This window comes from Bacteroidota bacterium, from assembly GCA_036522515.1.
In the GTDB taxonomy this organism is placed as follows: domain Bacteria; phylum Bacteroidota; class Ignavibacteria; order UBA10030; family SZUA-254; genus VBOC01.
Genome location: DATDFQ010000056.1, coordinates 283240 through 303169, shown reverse-complemented (window position 1 = coordinate 303169; position 19930 = coordinate 283240). Strand labels below are relative to the sequence as shown.

24 protein-coding genes are annotated in these 19930 nt (G+C 60.5%); 3 read left to right on the top strand and 21 right to left on the bottom strand.

Annotation, left to right across the window (positions count from 1 at the left end; all coding sequences use genetic code 11):
- The first annotated feature begins 379 nt into the window (after window positions 1-379).
- From VI215_11865 to VI215_11855, 3 genes are all read left to right on the top strand, one after another.
- Window positions 380-805 (top strand): vitamin K epoxide reductase family protein, encoded by a 426-nt coding sequence (locus VI215_11865; protein ID HEY6193009.1) that lies wholly within the window; start codon window positions 380-382, stop codon window positions 803-805.
- A 25-nt stretch (window positions 806-830) separates the two neighbouring features.
- Window positions 831-1772 (top strand): histone deacetylase, encoded by a 942-nt coding sequence (locus tag VI215_11860; protein ID HEY6193008.1) that lies wholly within the window; start codon window positions 831-833, stop codon window positions 1770-1772.
- Between the two features lie 224 nt (window positions 1773-1996).
- Window positions 1997-2977: a guanylate cyclase gene (locus VI215_11855; protein ID HEY6193007.1), complete on the top strand. Its 981-nt coding sequence runs from the start codon at window positions 1997-1999 to the stop codon at window positions 2975-2977.
- On the opposite strand, the gene cysS is transcribed toward VI215_11855, so the two are convergent.
- The 21 genes from cysS to VI215_11750 all read right to left on the bottom strand — a co-directional run bounded on the left by cysS (window position 2978) and on the right by VI215_11750 (window position 19919).
- Window positions 2978-4441, bottom strand: a complete 1464-nt coding sequence (gene cysS, locus VI215_11850; protein ID HEY6193006.1) for a cysteine--tRNA ligase — start codon at window positions 4439-4441, stop codon at window positions 2978-2980.
- The gene (recN, locus tag VI215_11845; GenBank protein HEY6193005.1) at window positions 4438-6147 is read right to left on the bottom strand and encodes a DNA repair protein RecN; all 1710 of its coding nucleotides are present in this window, start codon (window positions 6145-6147) and stop codon (window positions 4438-4440) included. Before recN ends, cysS begins: the two co-directional genes overlap by 4 nt.
- A gap of 9 nt (window positions 6148-6156) precedes the next feature.
- The gene (locus tag VI215_11840; protein HEY6193004.1) at window positions 6157-6951 is read right to left on the bottom strand and encodes an MqnA/MqnD/SBP family protein; all 795 of its coding nucleotides are present in this window, start codon (window positions 6949-6951) and stop codon (window positions 6157-6159) included.
- Between the two features lie 15 nt (window positions 6952-6966).
- A complete protein-coding gene (gene rplS / locus VI215_11835) occupies window positions 6967-7311 on the bottom strand; it encodes a 50S ribosomal protein L19 (protein ID HEY6193003.1) in 345 nt (114 codons plus the stop codon).
- A gap of 18 nt (window positions 7312-7329) precedes the next feature.
- Window positions 7330-8016, bottom strand: a complete 687-nt coding sequence (gene trmD / locus VI215_11830) for a tRNA (guanosine(37)-N1)-methyltransferase TrmD (protein ID HEY6193002.1) — start codon at window positions 8014-8016, stop codon at window positions 7330-7332.
- Window positions 8017-8019: 3 nt separating this feature from the next.
- Complete coding sequence (gene rimM, locus VI215_11825; protein HEY6193001.1) at window positions 8020-8550, bottom strand: ribosome maturation factor RimM; 531 nt, start codon at window positions 8548-8550, stop codon at window positions 8020-8022.
- Between the two features lie 19 nt (window positions 8551-8569).
- Window positions 8570-8800: a KH domain-containing protein gene (locus tag VI215_11820; GenBank protein ID HEY6193000.1), complete on the bottom strand. Its 231-nt coding sequence runs from the start codon at window positions 8798-8800 to the stop codon at window positions 8570-8572.
- Between the two features lie 163 nt (window positions 8801-8963).
- Window positions 8964-9422 carry a 30S ribosomal protein S16 gene (gene rpsP, locus VI215_11815; GenBank protein ID HEY6192999.1) on the bottom strand — a complete coding sequence of 153 codons (459 nt, stop codon included), beginning with the start codon at window positions 9420-9422 and terminating at the stop codon, window positions 8964-8966.
- Window positions 9423-9462: 40 nt separating this feature from the next.
- Window positions 9463-10794, bottom strand: a complete 1332-nt coding sequence (gene ffh, locus VI215_11810; GenBank protein ID HEY6192998.1) for a signal recognition particle protein — start codon at window positions 10792-10794, stop codon at window positions 9463-9465.
- Window positions 10795-11023: 229 nt separating this feature from the next.
- Window positions 11024-11953 carry an ATP synthase F1 subunit gamma gene (atpG, locus tag VI215_11805; GenBank protein ID HEY6192997.1) on the bottom strand — a complete coding sequence of 310 codons (930 nt, stop codon included), beginning with the start codon at window positions 11951-11953 and terminating at the stop codon, window positions 11024-11026.
- A 21-nt stretch (window positions 11954-11974) separates the two neighbouring features.
- Window positions 11975-13522, bottom strand: a complete 1548-nt coding sequence (gene atpA / locus VI215_11800; protein HEY6192996.1) for a F0F1 ATP synthase subunit alpha — start codon at window positions 13520-13522, stop codon at window positions 11975-11977.
- Between the two features lie 44 nt (window positions 13523-13566).
- On the bottom strand, window positions 13567-14112 hold the full coding sequence (gene atpH / locus VI215_11795) for an ATP synthase F1 subunit delta (protein HEY6192995.1): 546 nt from the start codon (window positions 14110-14112) through the stop codon (window positions 13567-13569).
- Between the two features lie 5 nt (window positions 14113-14117).
- Complete coding sequence (gene atpF, locus VI215_11790; GenBank protein HEY6192994.1) at window positions 14118-14603, bottom strand: F0F1 ATP synthase subunit B; 486 nt, start codon at window positions 14601-14603, stop codon at window positions 14118-14120.
- Between the two features lie 45 nt (window positions 14604-14648).
- Complete coding sequence (atpE, locus tag VI215_11785) at window positions 14649-14876, bottom strand: ATP synthase F0 subunit C (protein HEY6192993.1); 228 nt, start codon at window positions 14874-14876, stop codon at window positions 14649-14651.
- A gap of 25 nt (window positions 14877-14901) precedes the next feature.
- Window positions 14902-15810 (bottom strand): F0F1 ATP synthase subunit A, encoded by a 909-nt coding sequence (atpB, locus tag VI215_11780; protein HEY6192992.1) that lies wholly within the window; start codon window positions 15808-15810, stop codon window positions 14902-14904.
- 15 nt (window positions 15811-15825) lie between these two features.
- Window positions 15826-16209, bottom strand: a complete 384-nt coding sequence (locus VI215_11775) for a hypothetical protein (protein ID HEY6192991.1) — start codon at window positions 16207-16209, stop codon at window positions 15826-15828.
- Entirely contained in the window at window positions 16206-16508 is a 303-nt protein-coding gene (locus VI215_11770) for an AtpZ/AtpI family protein (protein ID HEY6192990.1), read from the bottom strand. The genes VI215_11775 and VI215_11770 overlap by 4 nt, the downstream gene beginning before the upstream one ends.
- A gap of 6 nt (window positions 16509-16514) precedes the next feature.
- The gene (locus VI215_11765; protein HEY6192989.1) at window positions 16515-16937 is read right to left on the bottom strand and encodes a polymer-forming cytoskeletal protein; all 423 of its coding nucleotides are present in this window, start codon (window positions 16935-16937) and stop codon (window positions 16515-16517) included.
- 16 nt (window positions 16938-16953) lie between these two features.
- Window positions 16954-17862 (bottom strand): M23 family metallopeptidase, encoded by a 909-nt coding sequence (locus VI215_11760; GenBank protein HEY6192988.1) that lies wholly within the window; start codon window positions 17860-17862, stop codon window positions 16954-16956.
- 288 nt (window positions 17863-18150) lie between these two features.
- On the bottom strand, window positions 18151-19383 hold the full coding sequence (locus VI215_11755) for a DUF1343 domain-containing protein (GenBank protein ID HEY6192987.1): 1233 nt from the start codon (window positions 19381-19383) through the stop codon (window positions 18151-18153).
- Entirely contained in the window at window positions 19380-19919 is a 540-nt protein-coding gene (locus VI215_11750; protein ID HEY6192986.1) for an NUDIX hydrolase, read from the bottom strand. The genes VI215_11755 and VI215_11750 overlap by 4 nt, the downstream gene beginning before the upstream one ends.
- Between the last annotated feature and the right edge of the window lie 11 nt (window positions 19920-19930).

Here is a 19930-nt window from a genome sequence, read left to right as displayed (position 1 = left end):
GATGGTGCCCCCGTTCCGACCATCGTGGGATTCACAACGGAAGAGAAAGACCGAGGATGGGTTCTGTTGCACACCTCAGGGTTAAACGTACCGATCTCCGCGTTCAATTGCAAGTTTGCCGGCCGTTTCAGGACGGGCGAGGCATGCCTCGCCCCTACAAAGGCGGTTTCGGGTCGGCGCCGGGTTGCGGCGCGGAGCGCCGCGGTATGCGTTCCCACGCAGAGCGTGGGAACGAGTGAGCGATCGGTAGGCGCAACCTTTAGGTCGCGTGCCGTTTAACGCAGGCTAAAGCCTGCGCCTACCAAGCCCGAGCGATCGGTAGGCGCGACCTTTAGGTCGCGGGCTTGAAGCCCATCCGAACAATTGGTATCTTGTTGCAATGCTTATCCCGGCAGGATTGCTGCTGTTCTCCGGCGCGGGCTTTCTCATTTCCCTCTACTTTACGCTGGTGACCTACCGGCTGGTCAGTCCGGACCAGCGGTACATACCGAAATTCTGTCGTATGACCGGCAATGAATGCGCCGCAATCGTGGACACCCGGCAGGCACGCCTGCTGGGAGTGCCGAACTCTCTCCTCGGCCTCGGTTACTATGCGGGAGTCTTCTATTTCGCGGTCGCCCCGTCCGGGTCTTCGACGCTCTTCCACGAGGTGTTGATCGCCCTCTCCGCCCTGACGGTCGTCATGGGCATTTACCTCGTCTATTCGCTCATCTCCATTCTCAGGGTGTCTTGCGTGCTCTGCCTGACGAGCCACCTCCTCAACGCGCTCATTTTCGGCTTTCTCGTTGCCCGGCTCTTTGACTGACATGTCTTCGCGCACCGGATTGGTCTTGAACGACCGCTTTCTCGACCACGATACCGGGCCGGGCCATCCCGAGCGCGCCGAACGCCTCCGCTCCCTTTCGGCTCACCTCCGGACGAGTTCTCTCTGGACGTCGCTCCATCCGCTCCCGATCGACCGGGCGCCGGAAGAGCTGGTTGCTGAAGTCCACACGCCGGATCATATCCGGTACGTTCGGGAATCCTGCGCACAGGGATTGACCGTTCTCGACGAGGGAGATACCCACGTCTCAAAGGAGTCGTGTGACGTCGCGCTCCTTGCCGCGGGGGGCGTCATCGCCGGGATCGATGCCGTCATGCAGGGGGTTCTCCGGAACGTGTTCTGCGCCGTCAGGCCGCCGGGGCACCATGCGGAGCGGGACAAGGTCATGGGGTTCTGCCTCTTCAATAATGCGGCGATCGGCGCACGCTATGCGCAGAACAAGCATGGAGCCGGACGCGTGGCGGTCATCGACTGGGACGTGCACCACGGCAACGGCACGCAGAATATCTTTTATGAAGACCCGTCGGTGTTTTATATCAGCACGCACCAATTTCCATTTTACCCCGGCACCGGGAGCCGCCCGGAGCGCGGGGAGGGCGAGGGTTCGGGCTTCACGCTCAACGTTCCGATGCCGGCGGGCACGGGGGAGAAGGAGTATGTCGCCGCATTCCGGGGGGAGATCCTCCCGGCCATCGAGCGGTACCGTCCGGACCTGATCGTCATCTCCGCGGGTTTCGACGCGCACCGCGACGACCCGCTCGCCAACATGAATCTCTCGGCCGGCTCGTTCGGACGGCTCACCTCGCTCGTGATGGAGACGGCAGAGAAGGTCTGCAACGGAAGAATCGTCTCCGTCCTCGAAGGCGGGTACCATCTCACCGCTCTTTCAGAAAGCGTCGAGGCGCACCTCCGGAGTCTGATCGGGGGTAAGGTCGCAGTTTCCACTTAGTTGTCATCCTGAGGGAGCGTGGCGACCGAAGGATCTAGCTTCTTGGGTTCCGAGCGGACAGAGATCCTTTGCGGAGTTTACACTGAGCGAAGCGAATGTGCTCAGGATGACAATGGCAAGGTAAGACGCAACCGATCCGGACGCTTTCTTGACTCTCAAACGATGGTTAAGTACCATACATTGCCATGGCGAATCCCTTCAACAACGGTGAGACCGGCGGATCCGTGAGACCGTTTGTTCTCGGTCTCACAGCCCTCGGCGCGCGGGTCCTGAGCGGGATGATGATCGCCGTGATTCTGCTGGTGATCCTCACATTCGTGGTTCCGGTCCTCGAGGACGCCCAATCGTTTTCCTATATTCGTTCGGCGCTTGCGGCGGAGCGGATCATCGAGGGGGCCGTGAAGAACTGGATTCCGACCAGGATCGCGGGGAAGGATATGACGCGCTGGATCATCATGGTCGGCATGTTCATCCTGAGCGGCACCATCAGCCGCGCGGGGGAACGGCTTCACAACAAGGCCGAATACCTCAAATATAAGGCGAACCTGGACGTCTGGAAGACGCAAATGAATCTTTCGGACAATGCGATCATTCTCTCGCCGCTCAACCGGAAGCTGGAGGCGCTCAAGACCGCCCGGCGGAAGGAACGGGAGGAGCTCCTGAGGGATTTCGCCGAGACGAAGAAACGGCTCGATGAGATGGGGAAAGATCTCGCGTTCCTCTCGATCGACGTCGTCGATTCCACCGGCCTCAAGATGGCGGAAGAGCGGGCGTCCGTTGAGCACGATTTCAAGGAATATAAACGGTTCGTAGAGGGGAAGCTCTCGCAGTCCGGATGCCTGAAGGCGACCTGGACGCCGGACGGCGTCATGAGCTGCTTTACGACGGTCGATGCGGCCGTACGCGCGGCCCGGGAGGTCATCAACGGACTCGACCCCTTTAACAGAAACGTCAAAACGATCCGGGGAAATTTCAGGGTAAGATGCGGAGTGAACGCGGGGTTCGTCTACTTTGACGACACCCTCCCTCTCGAGGAAGTCAGCGACCGCGTGATCGATATCGCCGCTCACATCCAGAAGAAAGCGAAACCGAACACCGTCAGCGTCGCGAAGCCGGCGATCGAACCTCTCAACGAGCGTTCCGGATTCGAGCCGGCGGGCACGGTCGTCGACGGCTACGAGGTCTACGAGTGGCGCACGCCCTAGTCAGGGCGTACGCTTCCAGACCGTCCCGTCTTTTTTATCTTCCAGCACGATCCCCAGGCGCGCGAGCCCGTCTCTGATCCGGTCTGACAGGGGGAAGAGCCTCTGAGCCCGCACCTCCTTGCGGAGATCGATCATCTCTTGAATCAGCTCCGGCTCGAGAGAGCGGTCGCCCTGGGAGCCCGCGGTGCCGTCGCCCGGGAGAATCCCCAGGATCGTTCCGCCCAGTTCCTCGTACAAACGGAGGACCGCCTCGAGCGCCTGAGCCGGGAGCGTCCCGCCCGAGAGGGCGTTGTTCACCTGGCGGCTCAGGTCAAAGAGCACCGCGATCGCCTGCGGTGCATTGAAATCGTCGTCCATCGCCTCGAGAAACCTGGTCCGGACGCCCGCGGGATCGATTTCCGTGGCTGCGGACGCTTGTGAAGCGCCCGAGCCATTCTTCCCGAGTTCGGCGCGGACGTTTCGCACCGTGTTCACCAGTTTTTCCAGGCCCCTCGCGGCGCCGTCGAGGGCTTCATCCGAAAAATCGAGAGTGCTTCTGTAATGACTCTGAAGGATGAAGAACCTGACGACATACGGCGAGTGCCTCCGGAAGGCGTCCTTGAGGGAGATGACGTTCCCCAGCGACTTTCCCATCTTCTGCCCGCCGACGGTCACCAGGTTGTTGTGAATCCAGTACCGGACGAACGGCTTCCCGGTGGCGCACTCGCTCTGGGCGATCTCGCACTCATGATGGGGAAACTGATTGTCCAGCCCGCCTCCGTGAATATCGAACGTTTCGCCGAGGTATTTCATCGCCATCGCGGAGCACTCGGCGTGCCATCCGGGGAAACCGGAGCCCCAGGGGCTCGGCCACTGCATGATATGGCCCGTCCCGGCGTTTTTCCAGAGGGCGAAGTCGTTCGGGTGCCGCTTTTCCGGGCTCACCTCGACGCGGGTGCCGGATTCGAGTTCATCCAGCCTTCGGCCCGAAAGTTTGCCGTACTCCTTGTCACGGGAGACGTCGAAGTAGACGGAGCCGTTCACCTCGTAGGCAAAACCCTTCGCTATCAGCTCCCTGACGAGCTCGATTTGTTCGATGATATGCCCGGTGGCTCGGGGAGAGATGTCGGGGCGCAGCACATTCAAGGCATCCATATCCTCGAAATAGCTGCGGGTGTACGTCTCGACAAGCTGCATCGGGTGGATCCGGTCGATCTTCGAGCGCCGCTCGATCTTATCCTCTCCCTCGTCCGCGTCGTCGGTTAAATGCCCGACGTCGGTGATGTTCTGGACATAAAGGACCTTGTACCCGAGGAACCGGAGGTAGCGGAGGATGACGTCGAACGACACATAGCTCTTGGCGTGACCGATGTGGGAATGCCCGTAGACCGTCGGCCCGCAGACATACATGCCCACCTGACCCTTGACGAGCGGGGTAAACTCTTCCTTCCGGCGCGTGAGCGTATTCGTGATCCTGAGGGTCACGGCAGGAGCCCCATCAGTTCCCGCGCGCTCTCCAGGCCGCTCTGGGTGACCTCCGACCCGCTGAGCAATTTTGCGACTTCGTTGATCCGTTCCCCGAGCTCCAGCTTGCGCATCCGGGAAGACGACCGCCCGTCGAGTTCAACCTTCTCGACCACATAGTGCGTGTCCGCGAAGCCGGCGATCTGGGGAAGATGGGTAATCGCGATGACCTGATGGAACCGGGAGAGGTTCTTCAGGTTCCGGCCGACCGCCTGCGCGATGCGGCCGCTCACTCCCACGTCGATCTCGTCGAACACCAGGAGGGGAAGCCGGTCGGATTTCGCGAGGATCATCTTGAGGGCCAACATGATGCGCGAGATCTCGCCGCCGGAGGCCACCTTCGCCAGAGGTTTGGGTTCCTCGCCGGCATTGGTCGACACATGGAATTCGACCTCGTCGATCCCCTTCGGGGTCGCGTCGAAGCACTCGCGGCCCAGCGTGACGATCGCCTCGTCGCCCGGGGGCGCAGGCCTGTGCACGATCCGGGTCTCGAACGAGGCGTGCGGGATTCCGAGCGCGACAAGAGCCGCCTGGACCGAACGGTTGAGCTTCTTCGCCAGCTCGTGGCGCTTCAGGGAGAGCCGCTGCGCGATTTCCGAGCAGGCGTTTTTTTGCCGGTCGAGCTGTTTCCGGAGCGCCGCAATTTCCGCCTCGAAATTATCGGCCAGCTCGAGCTCTCTTCCGATCGTCCCCCTGTGCTCGACGATCGTCTCAAGCGATCCGCCATATTTCTTTTTTAACAGGGCAAGCTGCCCGAGCCGGTTTCGGATCTCCTCGAGCCGGTCGGGGTTGAATTCGATCCGCGACGTATAGCGCTGGATGAATTTCGCGAGCTCATCGACGATCGCCGCGGCGGCGGCCGCCTCGTTGGCGGGTTCCTCCAGGGATTTGTCGATGGAGGCGAGATTCTGCAGCTCGTTCCGCGCGAGCACGAGCTGGTCGTGCACGGCATTGTCGCCCTCGTAGATCATCTGGTAGAGGCGCTCCGTCGCGCTGAACAACCGCTCGGCGTGCTCAAGAATGTTCAACTCCGATTCGAGGTCCCCCTCCTCGCCGGGCCGGGGGCCCACCGCGTCGATTTCCCTCACCTGGAAGTCGTACAGAACCCGCCGGTCCTTGAGCGTCAGTTCTTTCGCGCGAAGATCCCGGAGATTCTTCAGGATCTCTTGCGCGTGCCCGTACGCTTCCCGGAACTCGCCCGCCAGGCCCTCCAACCCGCCGAAGTCGTCCAGAAGGCCGATGTGGGTCCCGGCACGAAGCAGGGATTGATGCTCGTGCTGCCCGTGGAGATCGACGAGAAGGTCTCCGGCCTGCTTGAGAAGCCCCGTCGTGGCCGGCGTGTCGTTCATAAAAGAGCGCGACTGACCCCTGACGGAAATTTCCCGCCGGAGGAGCAGTTCGCCCGAGAACTCGATCTCATGCGTCTCGAGGAGTTCCTTGAGGCCCTTGTTCCCTCCCACCGAGAGCGACGCTTCCACGATCGCCTTCTCGGCGCCTCCGCGGACCGCATCGGCGTCCCCCCGCTCACCGAGGACAAGCCCGAGCGCGCCGATGACGATCGACTTGCCCGCGCCGGTCTCGCCCGTGATGATGTTCAGGCCGGGCTCGAAGGCGACATTCAAATCGTCGATCAACGCGTAGTTCTTGATCGTGAGGGTATTCAGCATCGGGGGAGTCTAATTGAGCCGGAGAGAGGGCGACGGCTCGCCATCGAGGTCGAACTGGTTCAATTCGGGGATTTCCTTCAGGATTCCGTGGTAGAATGCCATCCTGAAAAACTCCGCCAGGGCGGCGAGGGATTCCTCGTCCAGGTCGTAGGAGAATCGGCGGAGGTACGCGCTGTCCTGCCCGAAGGCCTCCAGGTTGGACGCTCCCTTCTTCCCGCTCTCGATGACGGTTCGCGCCTCGGGGGACGACAACCCCCCGGCGGGAACGGCCCAGAAGCCATGGATGTACGGGAGTCCTGTCAGGTCGCCCCACTCGGCGACCAGGTCGAGCTTGTTTCTTCTTCCCTCGGCCCGGAGCGCGGAATCGCCGAGAAGCAGAACCGCATCGGCTCCCGCCAACGCCTCCTCGCCGGAGGCCGGGGTCGGGATGATGCGCGGCACGTTGTCATACTTTTCCGCGAAAATAAGATGGGCGAGAACGACCTCCGAGCCGGCGCTCGGGTCGACGGCGATGGAACCCACGCGGCGGAGATTCTCACGGAAGAGGAGCGTGACGGCGGAACTTTCGCCTTCGGAGCGCGCGCCGACGGAAGGAAGGATCCTGTAACGGGAGGACTCCCGCGCATAATCGATCGGAGACAAGAAAGCTCCGTCGAGCTGCGCCTGACGGAGCTTGATCGCCAGCTCGGCGGTCCCGGCCTGACGGGATTCGACCAATTCAAACGCCGGAGGATCTTCCTGTCTTTTCAGGCCGTAGAAGAGCGGCTGCGCGAAGAGATGAGGAACGACGCCGATCCGTTTCATCCTGCCCCGGCGAACCTACGAGAGCGAGGTTTTCTGCCGGATCTGCTTCGCCGCAAGCGCGCGCAGGTAATACATCTTTGCGCGGCGGACGTTCCCCTGCTTCGTCACCTCGATCTTGGCGATGCGCGGAGAATGAAGGAGGAAGATGCGCTCGACGCCGACTCCGTTCGAGACTTTCCGGACGGTAAACGTGGTTCCGAGGCCGCCCCCGCGCCTTCCGATCACGACCCCGAGAAATTGCTGGATTCGCTCCTTGTCTCCTTCGATGACGCGGACATGCACGTTCACCGTGTCTCCGGGCTTGAAGGGCGGAAGGTCGGTCTTCATTTGTGTGGCTTCTACAAGCTTGAGTTTCTCCATGGCTGCTATTCCTTCAGGTTATGATAAAAGGTCTTTGCGACGGATCTTCGTCCGTTCGACACGCTGCGTCTGGCGCCAGCGTCCAATGGCATCATGATCGCCCGAGAGAAGAACGCCCGGCACGGGCATCCCCCGGAATTCGGGGGGCCTGGTATAGGCCGGTCCGTCGAGCAGGGGATCCTGGAACGAATCCGTGAGCATCGATTGTCCGTCCCCCAGCACGCCCGGAATCAATCTGACCACGGCATCGACGACGACCAGGGCTGCGAGTTCGCCCCCCGTCAGGACGTAGTCGCCGATCGAAATCTCCCTGGTGACCAGTTTCATGCGGACACGTTCGTCGATCCCCTTGTAGTGGCCGCAGAGCAGGATGATGTTTTTCTTCAACGACAACTCGTTTGCCGTCTTCTGGTTGAACGGCTCCCCGTCGGCGCTCATATAGATCACCTCGTCGTAGCTGCGGGCAGACTGGAGCTTCTCGATGCATTCGAAAATCGGACCGGGTTTGAGAACCATCCCGGCCCCGCCCCCGTAGGGAGTGTCGTCAATCGTGCGATGCCGGTCGTGCGTGTACTTCCGCAGATCGTGCACCCTGATCTGCGCGAGCTTTTTCATTCTCGCCCGGCGGATGATGCTGGTCCGGAGAGGGCCTGCGGCGAGAGCCGGGAATCCGGTGACGATATCCACGCGAAGCCGTTGATCCATGCGTCACGGCCTCTCGAGCAAGCCATCGATGAGCTGCACGACGATCCTCCGGTGGGCGAGATCGACTTCCTTGATGAATTCCTTCACGGCGGGGATCATGTCCGAGGCGGCCCCCCTGCGAATCGCCCACACATCCTGTCCGGGAAACTTATACACGTTCTCAACCTCTCCGATGAGAGTCCCGTCTGCGGTGACGACGGAACATCCGATGATATCATGGACAAAATACGATCCCTTCTTCAGCTTTACCGTCCGGCTCTCTTCGACGAACAGGTAGCGGCCGACAAGCGGCTCGGCCGAGGTCCGGTCGTTCACACCGCGAAACTTCACGAGCGTGTTGCGGAGTCCCGCAGTCACTTCCTCGATTTCGAGCGGTTCGCAATCCGCCGCGGACTCCCCGAGGAACACCTCTTTCAAACCTTTCAGTCTGCCGGGCGATCCGGTGCTCAAACGAAGCTTCAGATGCCCCTTGAGACCGAAACAACCCGTTATTCTTGCCAGGGCAGTCAACCCCCGGTTCTCCCGGCGGCTCACGGTGCGCCTGTCAGGACGTTCAATCCAACACTTCGACAGAAACACGCTTGCCGGCTTTCTTGCCGACCGCGGCCACCAGCGTGCGAAGCGCGAAGGCGGTCCTCCCTCTCTTCCCTATGATCTTGCCGATATCGGGCTGGGCAACCTTCACCTTCAGAATCAATCTTTCTTCGCGGCTCTCTTCTTCAATCGCTACCAGATCCGGTTGATCGACGAGCTGCTTGGCGATATATTCCACGAATTCTTTCATAGATCCTCCGTCGATCTATACGCGTGCCCACCCGGGATACCCTTCGATGAGAACGGAGTTTCCAGTGATCGTCAGGCATTCTCGGGCTCACAAGCACCTCATATGATTGAATCGAGGCTCAACGAAATCCTCAGTCATCCCGGGTGTTCCCCGGAGATCACAATTAGGCCGCGGGTGCGGGTGCCGGTTCAGGCGCAGCTTCCGGCGCGGATGCCGCCGGAGCAGGAGGTGCTTCTACCGCGTTTTTCTTCTTCCGTGCCACTTTCCTGCGTGCCTTTCTCTCTTCGTCTCTCTGCAGTTTCTCGGACTGCAGTCCCTGCCACTTCTCGAATTCGGACGCGATCTTGGCCTCATCGGCGCCGCGTTTCATCAACCCCCACTTCAGCCAGAGTCCCTTCCGCTGCAGGAGGCTCCGGAGCGTGTCCGTCGGCTGCGCTCCCTGTTTCAGCCAGAGGTAAAGACGGGATTCGTCGACATCGACGGTCATCGGATTCGCGCGCGGGTTATAGTGCCCGATCGCTTCGATGTATTTTCCCATCCGCGACGCGCGGGAATCCGCCACAATGATCTTGTAGAACGGTTGTTTCTTCTTGCCGGTCCTGCGCAAACGTATTTTTACCACTCTCAGCACTCCTTATGATTAATGAATCTTTCTGTAATCCTCAACCCATTCGGGGCGTCTGCATCCCCTGGAGCATCCGGGGCATCTTGCCTTTCGAAATTGTCTTCATCATTTTCTGCATCTCTGCGAACTGCTTGAGGACTTTGTTGACCTGCTGCACCGAGGTGCCGCTGCCGGAGGCGATCCGCCTTCGCCGCTCGCCGTTGATGATGTGCGGCTTGTGGCGTTCCTCCCTCGTCATGGAGCGTATGATCGCTTCCACATAGACCAGGCCCTTTTCGTCGAGCGCGGCTCCGGCGGGGATCCGGTTCATGCCGGGGATCATGCTCAACACCTGCTGGAGCGACCCCATTTTCTTGATCTCGTGCAGCTGGTCGAGGAAATCGTCGAAGGTGAATTGCGCCTTTCGGATTTTCTCGTCGAGCTTCTGCGCCTGCTGCTCGTCGAACCGTTCCTGGGCCTTCTCGACGAGCGTGACGATATCGCCCATCCCGAGGATTCTCGACGCCATGCGGTCCGGATGGAACACCTCGAGCGCGTCGAGCTTCTCGCCCACACCGACAAATTTGATCGGCCTGTCGACGACGGCCCGGATCGAAAGAGCGGCTCCGCCCCGCGTGTCGCCGTCGAGCTTCGTCAGCACGACGCCGTGGAAATCGAGCCGGTCGTGGAACGCCTTTGCGGTGTTGACCGCATCCTGGCCGGTCATCGAATCGACCACGAAAAGAATTTCGGACGGCTTGACTGCCGCCTTGATGGCTTCGAGCTCCTGCATCATTTCTTCATCCACATGCAGCCGCCCGGCGGTATCGAGAATCACGACGTCGCGCGCCCCCGTTCGGGCGTGCTCCACGGAGCGGCGGGCGATCTCGAGCGCGCTCACGCCCCGTTCCGCGAGGACCGGCACCTGGATCTGGCCGGCGAGCATCTCAAGCTGGTCGATCGCCGCGGGCCTCTGGACGTCCGCGGCTGCCAGCAGCGGAAAACGCCCCTTCGTCTTTAAATATAACGAAAGTTTCGCACAAAACGTTGTTTTCCCGGAGCCTTGCAGGCCGGCAACCATGATCACAGTGGGCGGCATCGCCGAGAAATTAAGCTCCGCGGTCGACGTCCCCATCATCTTTACCAGCTCGTCATACATGATCTTGACGATGAGCTGGCCGGGAGTGATGCTTCGAAGAACCTCCTGGCCGAGAGCCCGCTTCTGCACATCTTCGACAAAGGTCTTGACGACCTTATAGTTCACGTCGGCGTCGAGAAGGACCCGGCGAACCTCCCGCATCGATTCCGCGATGTTCGACTCCGTGATCTTTCCCTGGCCGCGGAGTTTCTTGAAGACAAGTTCTAGTTTTTGACTGAGATCCTCAAACACTTGATGAGATGATCCTGATAAGCTCCATGGATTGGTGCCCAATCCGCACCGGCGGAATGATATTCCGGGCGGTTCTTCGCCAAAATAGGCTTAAATTTACTCAAAAAATAAAAGGGAAGCAAGCGCGCGACCTAAAGGTCGTAGCACCGATGCCTTGGGGTTGGAGGGCGCGCAAGCTAAAGCTTGCGGCTACCGATTCCGGAGGATTCCCGGTAAATTTCGGCGGACCTCAAAGGCTTTGTTTAAGCGCCTCCGCGCCGCTGACGATTTCGAGTAATTCCTTGGTGATCGACGCCTGGCGGGCCTTGTTATAGGAGAGTTGAAGGCTGCGGATCAGCTCCGACGCGTTGGTAGTGGCGTTGTCCATTGCCGCCATCCGGGCGCCCTGCTCCGCCGCGTTCGACTCCAGGAGAATGCGCCAGAACTGAAAATTGAGGTGTTTCGGCACCAGTGCGGAGATGATTGCCTCCCCTGACGGTTCGTAAATGTAGTCGAGACGGGGTGGCGCGGGCCGGGGGGAACCCGGAGCCGGCGCATGTCCGCCTGCAGAGGCCGGAGCATCGATCTTTGCCGCAGGTATCGGAAGAAACTGATCGATGACGATACGGTGCTGCACGATGGATTTGAATTCATTCGATACGATATCCACCCGGTCCACCTCCCCGGCGAGGAATGATTTCACGAGGGTTGAAACGATCTCCTGGGCGGTGCTGAATTGCAGACCTGCATAGACACCGATATACTTGCCGGCGACCCGGTAGTCATGTTTTGCAAAAAACTCAAACCCCTTCCTTCCGACGCAGATGACCTTCAATCCTCCCGCCGCAGCCTGGGCTCCGTACTGCTCCCGGCAATGCTGCGCGGCGGCGCGGACCAGGTTAGAATTGAACGCGCCGCACAGGCCGCGGTCGGCCGTCACCACGACCACCGCCACATTCTTCACCGCTCTGGCGGCGAAATGGGGGTTGGCGGTCAGGTCGACTTCCGAAGCGAGATGGGTAAGGAGCTCCTTCATCTTCCGCGCATACGGGCGGGCGGCGATGACGGCATCCTGCGCCCTCCGCAGCTTGGCCGCCGCCACCATTTTCATCGCCTTCGTGATCTTCTGGGTGCTCTTGACCCCGCCGATCCGGCGCCGTATTTCCCTGAGTGTGGCCATGGTTCTAGGCTGGGTTGTGCGTCAGGAGACCTTGAACCCTTCGACAAATTCCTTGACGACCGTATGAAGTTTTTTCTGCAGCTCGTCGGAGAGATCCCGTTTGACGAGGATCTCCTCCAGCAGCGCCGCATGTTTCAGCCGCAGCACGTCCAGGAATTCCCGTTCAAACCGGCCGACCTGTTCGAGCGGAAACTCATCCAGGTAGCCGTTTGTCCCGGCGAACATGCTGACCACCTGCTCTTCGACGGGCATCGGCACATACTGGCCCTGCTTGAGGAGTTCGACCAGGTGCGCGCCGCGCCGGAGCTGCGCCTGTGTCGCCTTGTCGAGGTCGGATCCGAATTTTGCAAAGGCCTCGAGCTCGCGGTACTGGGCAAGGTCGAGACGCATGCGCCCGGCGACCCGCTTCATGGCCTTGATCTGGGCATTCCCTCCCACGCGGGAAACCGAGATCCCGACGTTGATGGCCGGGCGAACGCCGGAGTTGAAGAGGCCCGGCTCGAGGTAAATCTGCCCGTCGGTGATGGAGATGACGTTTGTCGGGATATAGGCCGAGACGTCGCCCGCCTGGGTTTCAATTATCGGCAACGCCGTCAGGCTGCCGCCGCCGAGCTCCTCGTTGAGTTTGGATGCACGCTCCAGAAGGCGTGAGTGAAGGTAGAACACATCGCCCGGGTACGCTTCCCTTCCCGGCGGACGCCGGAGGAGGAGCGAAACCTGCCTGTAGGCCTGGGCGTGCTTGGAGAGGTCGTCGTAAACCGCAAGGGCGTGCCTGCCGTTATCCCTGAAAAACTCGCCGAGAGTCGCCCCCGCGTAGGGTGCGATGAACTGCATCGGGGCGGGATCGCTCGCCGTGGCGCAAATGACGGTCGTATATTCCATCGCGCCGGACTCTTCGAGCTTGGCGACGACGGAGGCGACCGTCGAACCCTTCTGCCCGATGGCGACATAGATGCAATACATCGGCTTGATTCCCCGCTGCTTCGCCTGCTCGGTGTGCGTATATTTCTGATTGACGATCGTATCGAGGGCGACGGCCGTCTTTCCCGTCTGGCGATCGCCGATAATCAACTCGCGTTGTCCGCGGCCGATCGGGATCATCGCATCCACCGCCTTGATCCCGGTCTGAAGGGGCTCCTTGACCGGCTGTCGCTGAATGACACCGAGGGCTTTCCGTTCCAGGGGGAGAAATTTGTCGGTCTTGATGGGCCCGCGCCCGTCGATCGGCTGGCCCAGCGGGTTGATCACGCGGCCAAGCATCCCTTCCCCGACAGGCATCGATGCGAGACGTCCCGTTCGTTTGACGATGTCCCCCTCTTTGATGAGCCCGCTCTCGCCGAAGAGCACGCAGCCGACGTTGTCTTCTTCGAGGTTCAGGACCATCCCGAACACGTCGTTCGGAAGCTCCACCAGCTCGCTTGCCATCACTTTCGAGAGCCCGTAGACGCGGGCAATCCCGTCGCCGACCTGCAGCACGGTGCCGACGTCGTAGACATCCATCTCTTTTTCAAATCCGGCCAGCTGCTTGCGCAGGATGGCCGATACTTCATCAGGTCTTACTTCCGCCATGGTTTAGTCCTTTTTTCTCTTGGTTGTACTCGTGCTCCGCTCCATTATGCGGCCCCCTCGAGGAATCGCCGCCGAAGATTCTCGAGGTCGTGACGGACACTCGCGTCCCAGACGGTATCTTCGAGCCGGACGGTGAACCCCGCCTTGAGGGAGGGATCCAGGGTATATGTCATACGAACCGTTTTCTTCGTCGCCGCTTCGAGACGCGCGACCAGGCGCGTTTCCTGCGCGGGCGTCAGCGCCACCGCCACCGTGGCGGCCACATTGAGGATTCCCATCCGGTCGTCCCGAAGACGGAAAAACTCGGCGATGATCTGGGGGAGAAGGCCCTCGCGGTTTCTGGAAGCGAGGAAGAATACAAACGTCAGCATCGTCTCCCCGATCCGCCCCCGGAGGAGCTCCTCGAGGATCTGGCGTTTCTTGTGCGCATTGATGACGGGGCTCTCGAGAAACAAGCGGACGTCCCGGTGGCCGGAAACCAGCCGCTCGAGCATCTGGCAATCGCGGCCGATCTCGTCGATGCTGTTCCTCTCTTCGGCCACACCGATGAGGGCGAGCGCGTATCGGTGCGAGGCCCGGTATTCAGCCATCCCGGTCAGTTCCCCTTGATGGAATCGAGGTAGGTATCGAGCAGTTTGCGCTGCCGCTTTTCGTCCAGCGTTTCGTCGAGGATCTTCTCCGCGGCCTTGATCGCGAGGGTTGCGACCTCGTCGCGCAACTGCGCCAGCGCCGCTTCCTTCTCCCGCTCGATCTCCTGATGCGCCTGCTCGATCATCTTCCGCGATTGCTTGTTCGCCTGTTCGACGATGTCGGCTTTCAACTTTTCCGCGAGCACGCGCCCTTCGCTCAGCAGGCGGTGGCTCTCCTGATCCGCCTGGGCAAGCCGCTGGCGGTTCTCCTCCATCAATCGCTCCGCGTCCTTCTGCGCCTGCTCGGCTCGTTCGATCGAGGTGCGCACCCTTTCTTCCCTCCGCTGAAGGCCTTCAAGAAGGGGTTTCCAGGCAAACTTGCGCAGGACGATCAGCAGGAGAACAAAAGTGACGATCGTCCAGGATATCAATCCCGTGTTGACTTCAAGCATCGTTGCTATTCTCCAGGGTGTGGCCGGTTATGGGAAGAAGTGATCTTATTTCAACGCAAGGATCAGGCAGATGACCAGCGAGAAGAACGTCACGCCTTCAATCAGCGCCGCTGCAATCAGCATCGACGTCCGGACCGCCCCGGCGGCCTCCGGCTGCCGTCCGCTTGCTTCCATGGCGGCGGCGGCGAGTTTACCGATGCCGAGGCCGGCACCGATCACCGTAATACCGGCGCCGATTCCGGCGGCAAGAAAACCGAGTGTTTTTGGATCCATTCTGTTGCTCCTTATGATGTGTGGTTTATGACCGATGCTCCTCCTGTTCGACGTGGCCAGCCTGCATTCCGAGGCCCATGAACAGAGAGGTCAGCATTGTGAAGATATACGCCTGCAGAAAAGCGACGAACAGTTCGAGCATCGAGACTCCGAGCGCGAACGCGATCGAGGCCGGCGCGATGAGGTATGTTTTAAACAGGAAGATCAGGCCGATGAAGGAAAGAATCACGATGTGGCCTCCGATCATGTTTGCGAACAAACGCATGCAGAGGGCGAAGTTCTTCGTGAAGAGGCCCAGGATTTCGATCGGGACCATGATGGGCCAGAGCCCCCAGTGAACCCCGCCGGTAAGATGGGCCAGGTAGTGTCCGAATCCCTGCGTCCGTATCGCGGAAACCTGGATCACCACAAACGCGATGATCGCCAGCCCCGCCGTGACGCTGATATTCCCCGTCGCGCTCGAACCGTAGGGGAGGATCCCGAGCAGGTTCATGACGAGGATGAAGAGAAACGTGGTGACGAGATAGGGCATATATACGACTCCCCCCCTGCCCATATTCGGAACCGCGATTTCGTCTCGCACGAAAACCAGCATCGCTTCGACGAGGTTGCCGATACCGGTCGGGACGGGCCGGTTCCTGTTCTTCCGTGCCGCGGAGATGGCGACCGCCGCCAGGACGGCCGCGGCAAGCCAGACGAAGAGGACGTGCTTGGTGATCGAAAAATCGACGGGGATGCCCGCGATCGTCACGATGTGAAAATGGGGGAGCGGAATCTCTCCGAACGGCGTATCCAGCTCATGCGAATCCCGGACGTGCTTGAGCAGCTCTCCGAAAATCTCGCCGCCGGCCCCTCCGGACCCGGCTGCCGCCCTGGAGGTGTCCGCGACGGCCTGCTCCTGGAGGCCTGCAGTAACCATGCTATTAAACGGCACGACGGGTGAACGATTTCATCTGTTTCCGAATTTCTTCTGTATGAACATGAGTTCCAGGATTAAGAAAATAACGTAAAAGAAGACCATGGACCAGACCAGGGCTGAGACCTCAAACCCGAACACCCTGATCAACGCCACGAGAACCGCGGCAACCGCCATCAGCCGCACTCCCATTCCGCCGAGGACGTATTTCAGAAATGTCGAGGCGGATTTGCCGTGCGAATATTCTATCGCCGCGTAGCCGGCGAGCACATTCATCGTCGTGATCGCCGCGCCCGCCAGGACAGCCCTCAGGATTTCCGCCGTTCCGTACTTCATGAGCGGGTAGGCGGCGCCGCAGGCGACGACCAGGAGCGTGATGAGCACCTGGCGCGGGAACGACCAGTCGGTGCCTCTCATTTCGCCGGATGGTCGTCTTGCTTTGCCCGGTCATCCAGGCTCATCGCCGTCCTGATAAACGAGGCGAGGCCCGCTCCGACTCCCACCAGGACTCCTCCGATGAGGAGCCAGGGAGCAGTGTGAAGCTTCTCGTCAGCCCACCGTCCCAGGAAAAACATCACCGCGACGGAGATGGCAAGCTGGGTTCCGGAGCCGAAGAGGAGCCCGACGTTCCGGAGAGCGCTTCCGCGATTCTCTTCCGGATTCCCCGCCTGCTTCGCGGTTTCCGGATCATCGTGTTCGCCGCGCGGGAGTTCCAATGCCGGCTACTTCTGATCGGGCCGCCTGACCTGGGGATCCCCCGGCCTCGCATCCTGTTTCATTTCCGGGCCCGGCTGCGGCGGCATGGCTTTGGAGTCGGACATGATGCACTTCCCGTCGAATACGGCCCCTTCCTCGATGACGAGCTTCGCCGCACGGATGTCGCCGCGAACGATCGCTTTCGATTCAAACACCAGCTTCTCCTGCGCGAGCACACTTCCGGTGATCTTGCCGCCGATCGTCACGAGTTTCGCCGAAACGTTTCCGTCCACCTCACCCGTCCCGCCGATCGAGATGCCCGCCCCCGCGACGATCTCTCCGACGATCCGGCCTTCGACACGGATACTCCCCGGACTCCTGAGCTTCCCCTCACAGATGGTTCCGGCCGTGATGATACTTGACACGTCGTTGCCTGGTTCTGTTTTCACTGGGATCTGATCTCCTTTATGGTGTGGTCAAAAAGTACTGTTGTGGGTTATCCGCAATCCCGTTCTTCCACACTTCAAAGTGAAGATGAGGACCCGAGCTCGTCCGGCCCGTGTTTCCCATCAGCGCAACCAGGTCCCCCCGCTTCACGGTCGCGCCCGTGATCTTCAGGAGCGATTGGTTGTGCTTATAGACCGTCACAAATCCTTCAGCATGGGCGATCAAAAGGGTATAGCCGTCATCGTACGTCCATCCGGAAAAAACGACATGCCCGTCGGCGGCTGCGAATATCCCGCTCCCCTCCTTCCCGGCGATGTCCATCCCGTAATGGAATTCACCGGGTTCAAAACTCTTCGAGAAGTAGCCCTCTGCAGGCATCGTGAGAGGCAACTGAAGGGCCGTCTCCGCATGTCCCTGCTCATCCCGCCGTGAAATTTGCGGTCCCGGCACCCCGGCTGCCTCTCCGGCAGTGAGGTTACCCCCTGCTTTCCTCGAGTCGACCAGGGCTTTGCCGGCGCCCTCAACCGCATGCAAACCCGAATCGGGCGGCTCAACCGCGGTCGCTTCCAAAACGCTGTCTTTCCCCGAAATTCGCTCGCCGAGAATCTTGCGCAGCCGAAGGTTATAGACTGTCAAACTGTTCATTTCCTGCGCGAGCTGCTGCAACTGCCCCTGTATTCCCGCAATTTGTCGCCCGTACTGCCTCTCCAGTTCCTGATCGGCTATCGGTAGACTGCTGCCCACGGGAGTGTAAACGAGTACGGCGATGGTTAGAGCGACGACGACAAGAATGAAGGAGGCGATGGCAAACGAGAAGCCCCAACCGTTAAACGTAAATGTGCGGGGGTTCCCCGAACGGCCGGCCGGGAACGAAACGACTGCAAAACGACCCTCCGATGCGCGATCGGGTAGATCATCAGGTGGCATGGGTTATCTTCACGGATCAGGCTCATAAAAATCGTGCTCAATATAGGAAGAATCTGCCTGAATGTCAATGAAATGGGGGCGCAGAGCGCGGGAACGAGAAAGCCCGAGGCATCGGTAGCCGCAAGCTTTAGCTTGCGGGTTTTTGATCGAGGAGCTGTGCCAAGGCAGGAAAAAGACCGCAGCCTAAAGGCTGCGGCTATCGACATGGGGAGTGCGGCGGATTATTAAAGGTATCGGCAGAGGGATCCAGGAAGGAGCAGGAACCGTTTTGGATGGGGGGAAGCGGTGCTACGGATAGAGAAGGTATTTCGCCCGAAGGCGCCTGAACTGATCCAACTGGGTGTCGAACACGTCGAGGATATTCTTTCCGGCCGCCCCCTTCATCAGTTTGTCTCCGATGATCGTATCGCCGGCCAGCCGGTCGAGCCGGCCCTGCATCAGCTCGAACTTCCCGGGAGCAAGGCTCCGGATGACGGAGAGCAGCATCACCCCGGTAAGGACAGGACGGAACTTCTTGCGGTTGGTCACCCGGATGGAGACGCCGCTGCAGGGGCGATTCTTATACTTGGGATCCGGAGCGGCGACCGGGTCGGCCTGCGGGGTGAAAGTGACGGCCCTGAATGCCACACCGGGAAGGTGAAGGGCATTCAACCGGGAAGCGGCTTTTCCTCCGTTCAGGTTCGGGGCGCCTATCGTTTCGAACGGTTTCGGCGTGCCGCGCCCTTCCGATACGTTCGTCGCCTCGAAAAAGCAGGTTCCCGGATAGACCGTCGCCGTCGCGAGCGTCTTCATGTTCGGCGAAGGCGCCTTCCAGGGCAGGCCGGTTTCGTCGTACCACATCGACCGCTTCCAGCCTTCCATCGGCACCACCGTGAGATCGACATTCGAATTGTAGTTCAACCACCCCTCGCCCACGATCGTCTGCGCGAGCTCGCCCAGGGTCAGGCCGTGGCGCACCGGAAGCGGAAAAAGCCCCAGGAACGAGATCAGCGACATGTCGAGGACCGGCCCTTCGATATCGATTCCATTGATCGGGTTGGGCCTGTCGAGTATGATGACCTTCTTCCCTTCATCCCGCGCGGCCTCCATCACCTTCGCCATCGTGCTCGCATAGGTGTAAAAACGCGCACCCACGTCCTGGAGATCGACGAGGAGGACGTCGACCCCGCGGAGCATGTCCGGTGTCGGCTTCAGCGTTTTTCCGTACAATGAATAGACCCTCAACCCGGTGAGAGAATCGGTCTGGTTCGAAACGCCCGCCCCGGCGGCGGCATCCCCCCGTATCCCGTGCTCGGGACTGAACAATGCCTTGACGCTCATCCCGAGACGCAGAAGGGAGTCCACGAGATGCGTTCCGTCCGGAAAAACGGAAGTCTGGTTGCAAACGACGCCGAGCCCCTTGCCCCGGATCAGGCCGGAATGTTTTTCGAGCAACACCTCCGCGCCGATGCGGACCCGCTGGCCCAGGCCGCCGGAGGCAGCCAGGGCGAGTAGGCAGACGAGAAGGAGCAGCCGCTTCATGGGATTACCAGATGCCGGATGAGGGCCCAGGCGGCGAGCGTCATGCCGTCCCAGACCTCGCCCGAACGGATCTTGCGGTCAAGTTCGGAGCAGGTGAGATGGAGCTGTTCAAATTCTTCGGTGTCGTCCGGGCGCGAATCCACCGGGAGAAGGTCGCGCGCGATATAGATGCGGCACATCTCATCCGTCACGCCGTTGTAGGGATTGAACCCCGCCACCGCGACGAGATTCTGAGACCCGAACCCCGTCTCCTCCTCCAATTCGTGGCGCGCCGTCTCGTCGTAGGTCGATCCTTCCTTGACGCTCCCGCAGGGAAACTCGAGACTTTCCCGGTCCGCCAGGTATCGATACTGGTTTACCAGGATCAGCGTCCCGTCGCGGAGGACCGGAACGATCATGCTCGAACCCTCCACATGCACAAAGTGATATTCCCCCTGCCTGCCGGAGGGCAGGAGGACGTCGTCCTTCCGGTAGGTCCACCAGGGGTTCTTCAACTCGAACGATTGACGCAATCGTTTCCAGGAGTTCAGAGGCATGAAGCCCTCCG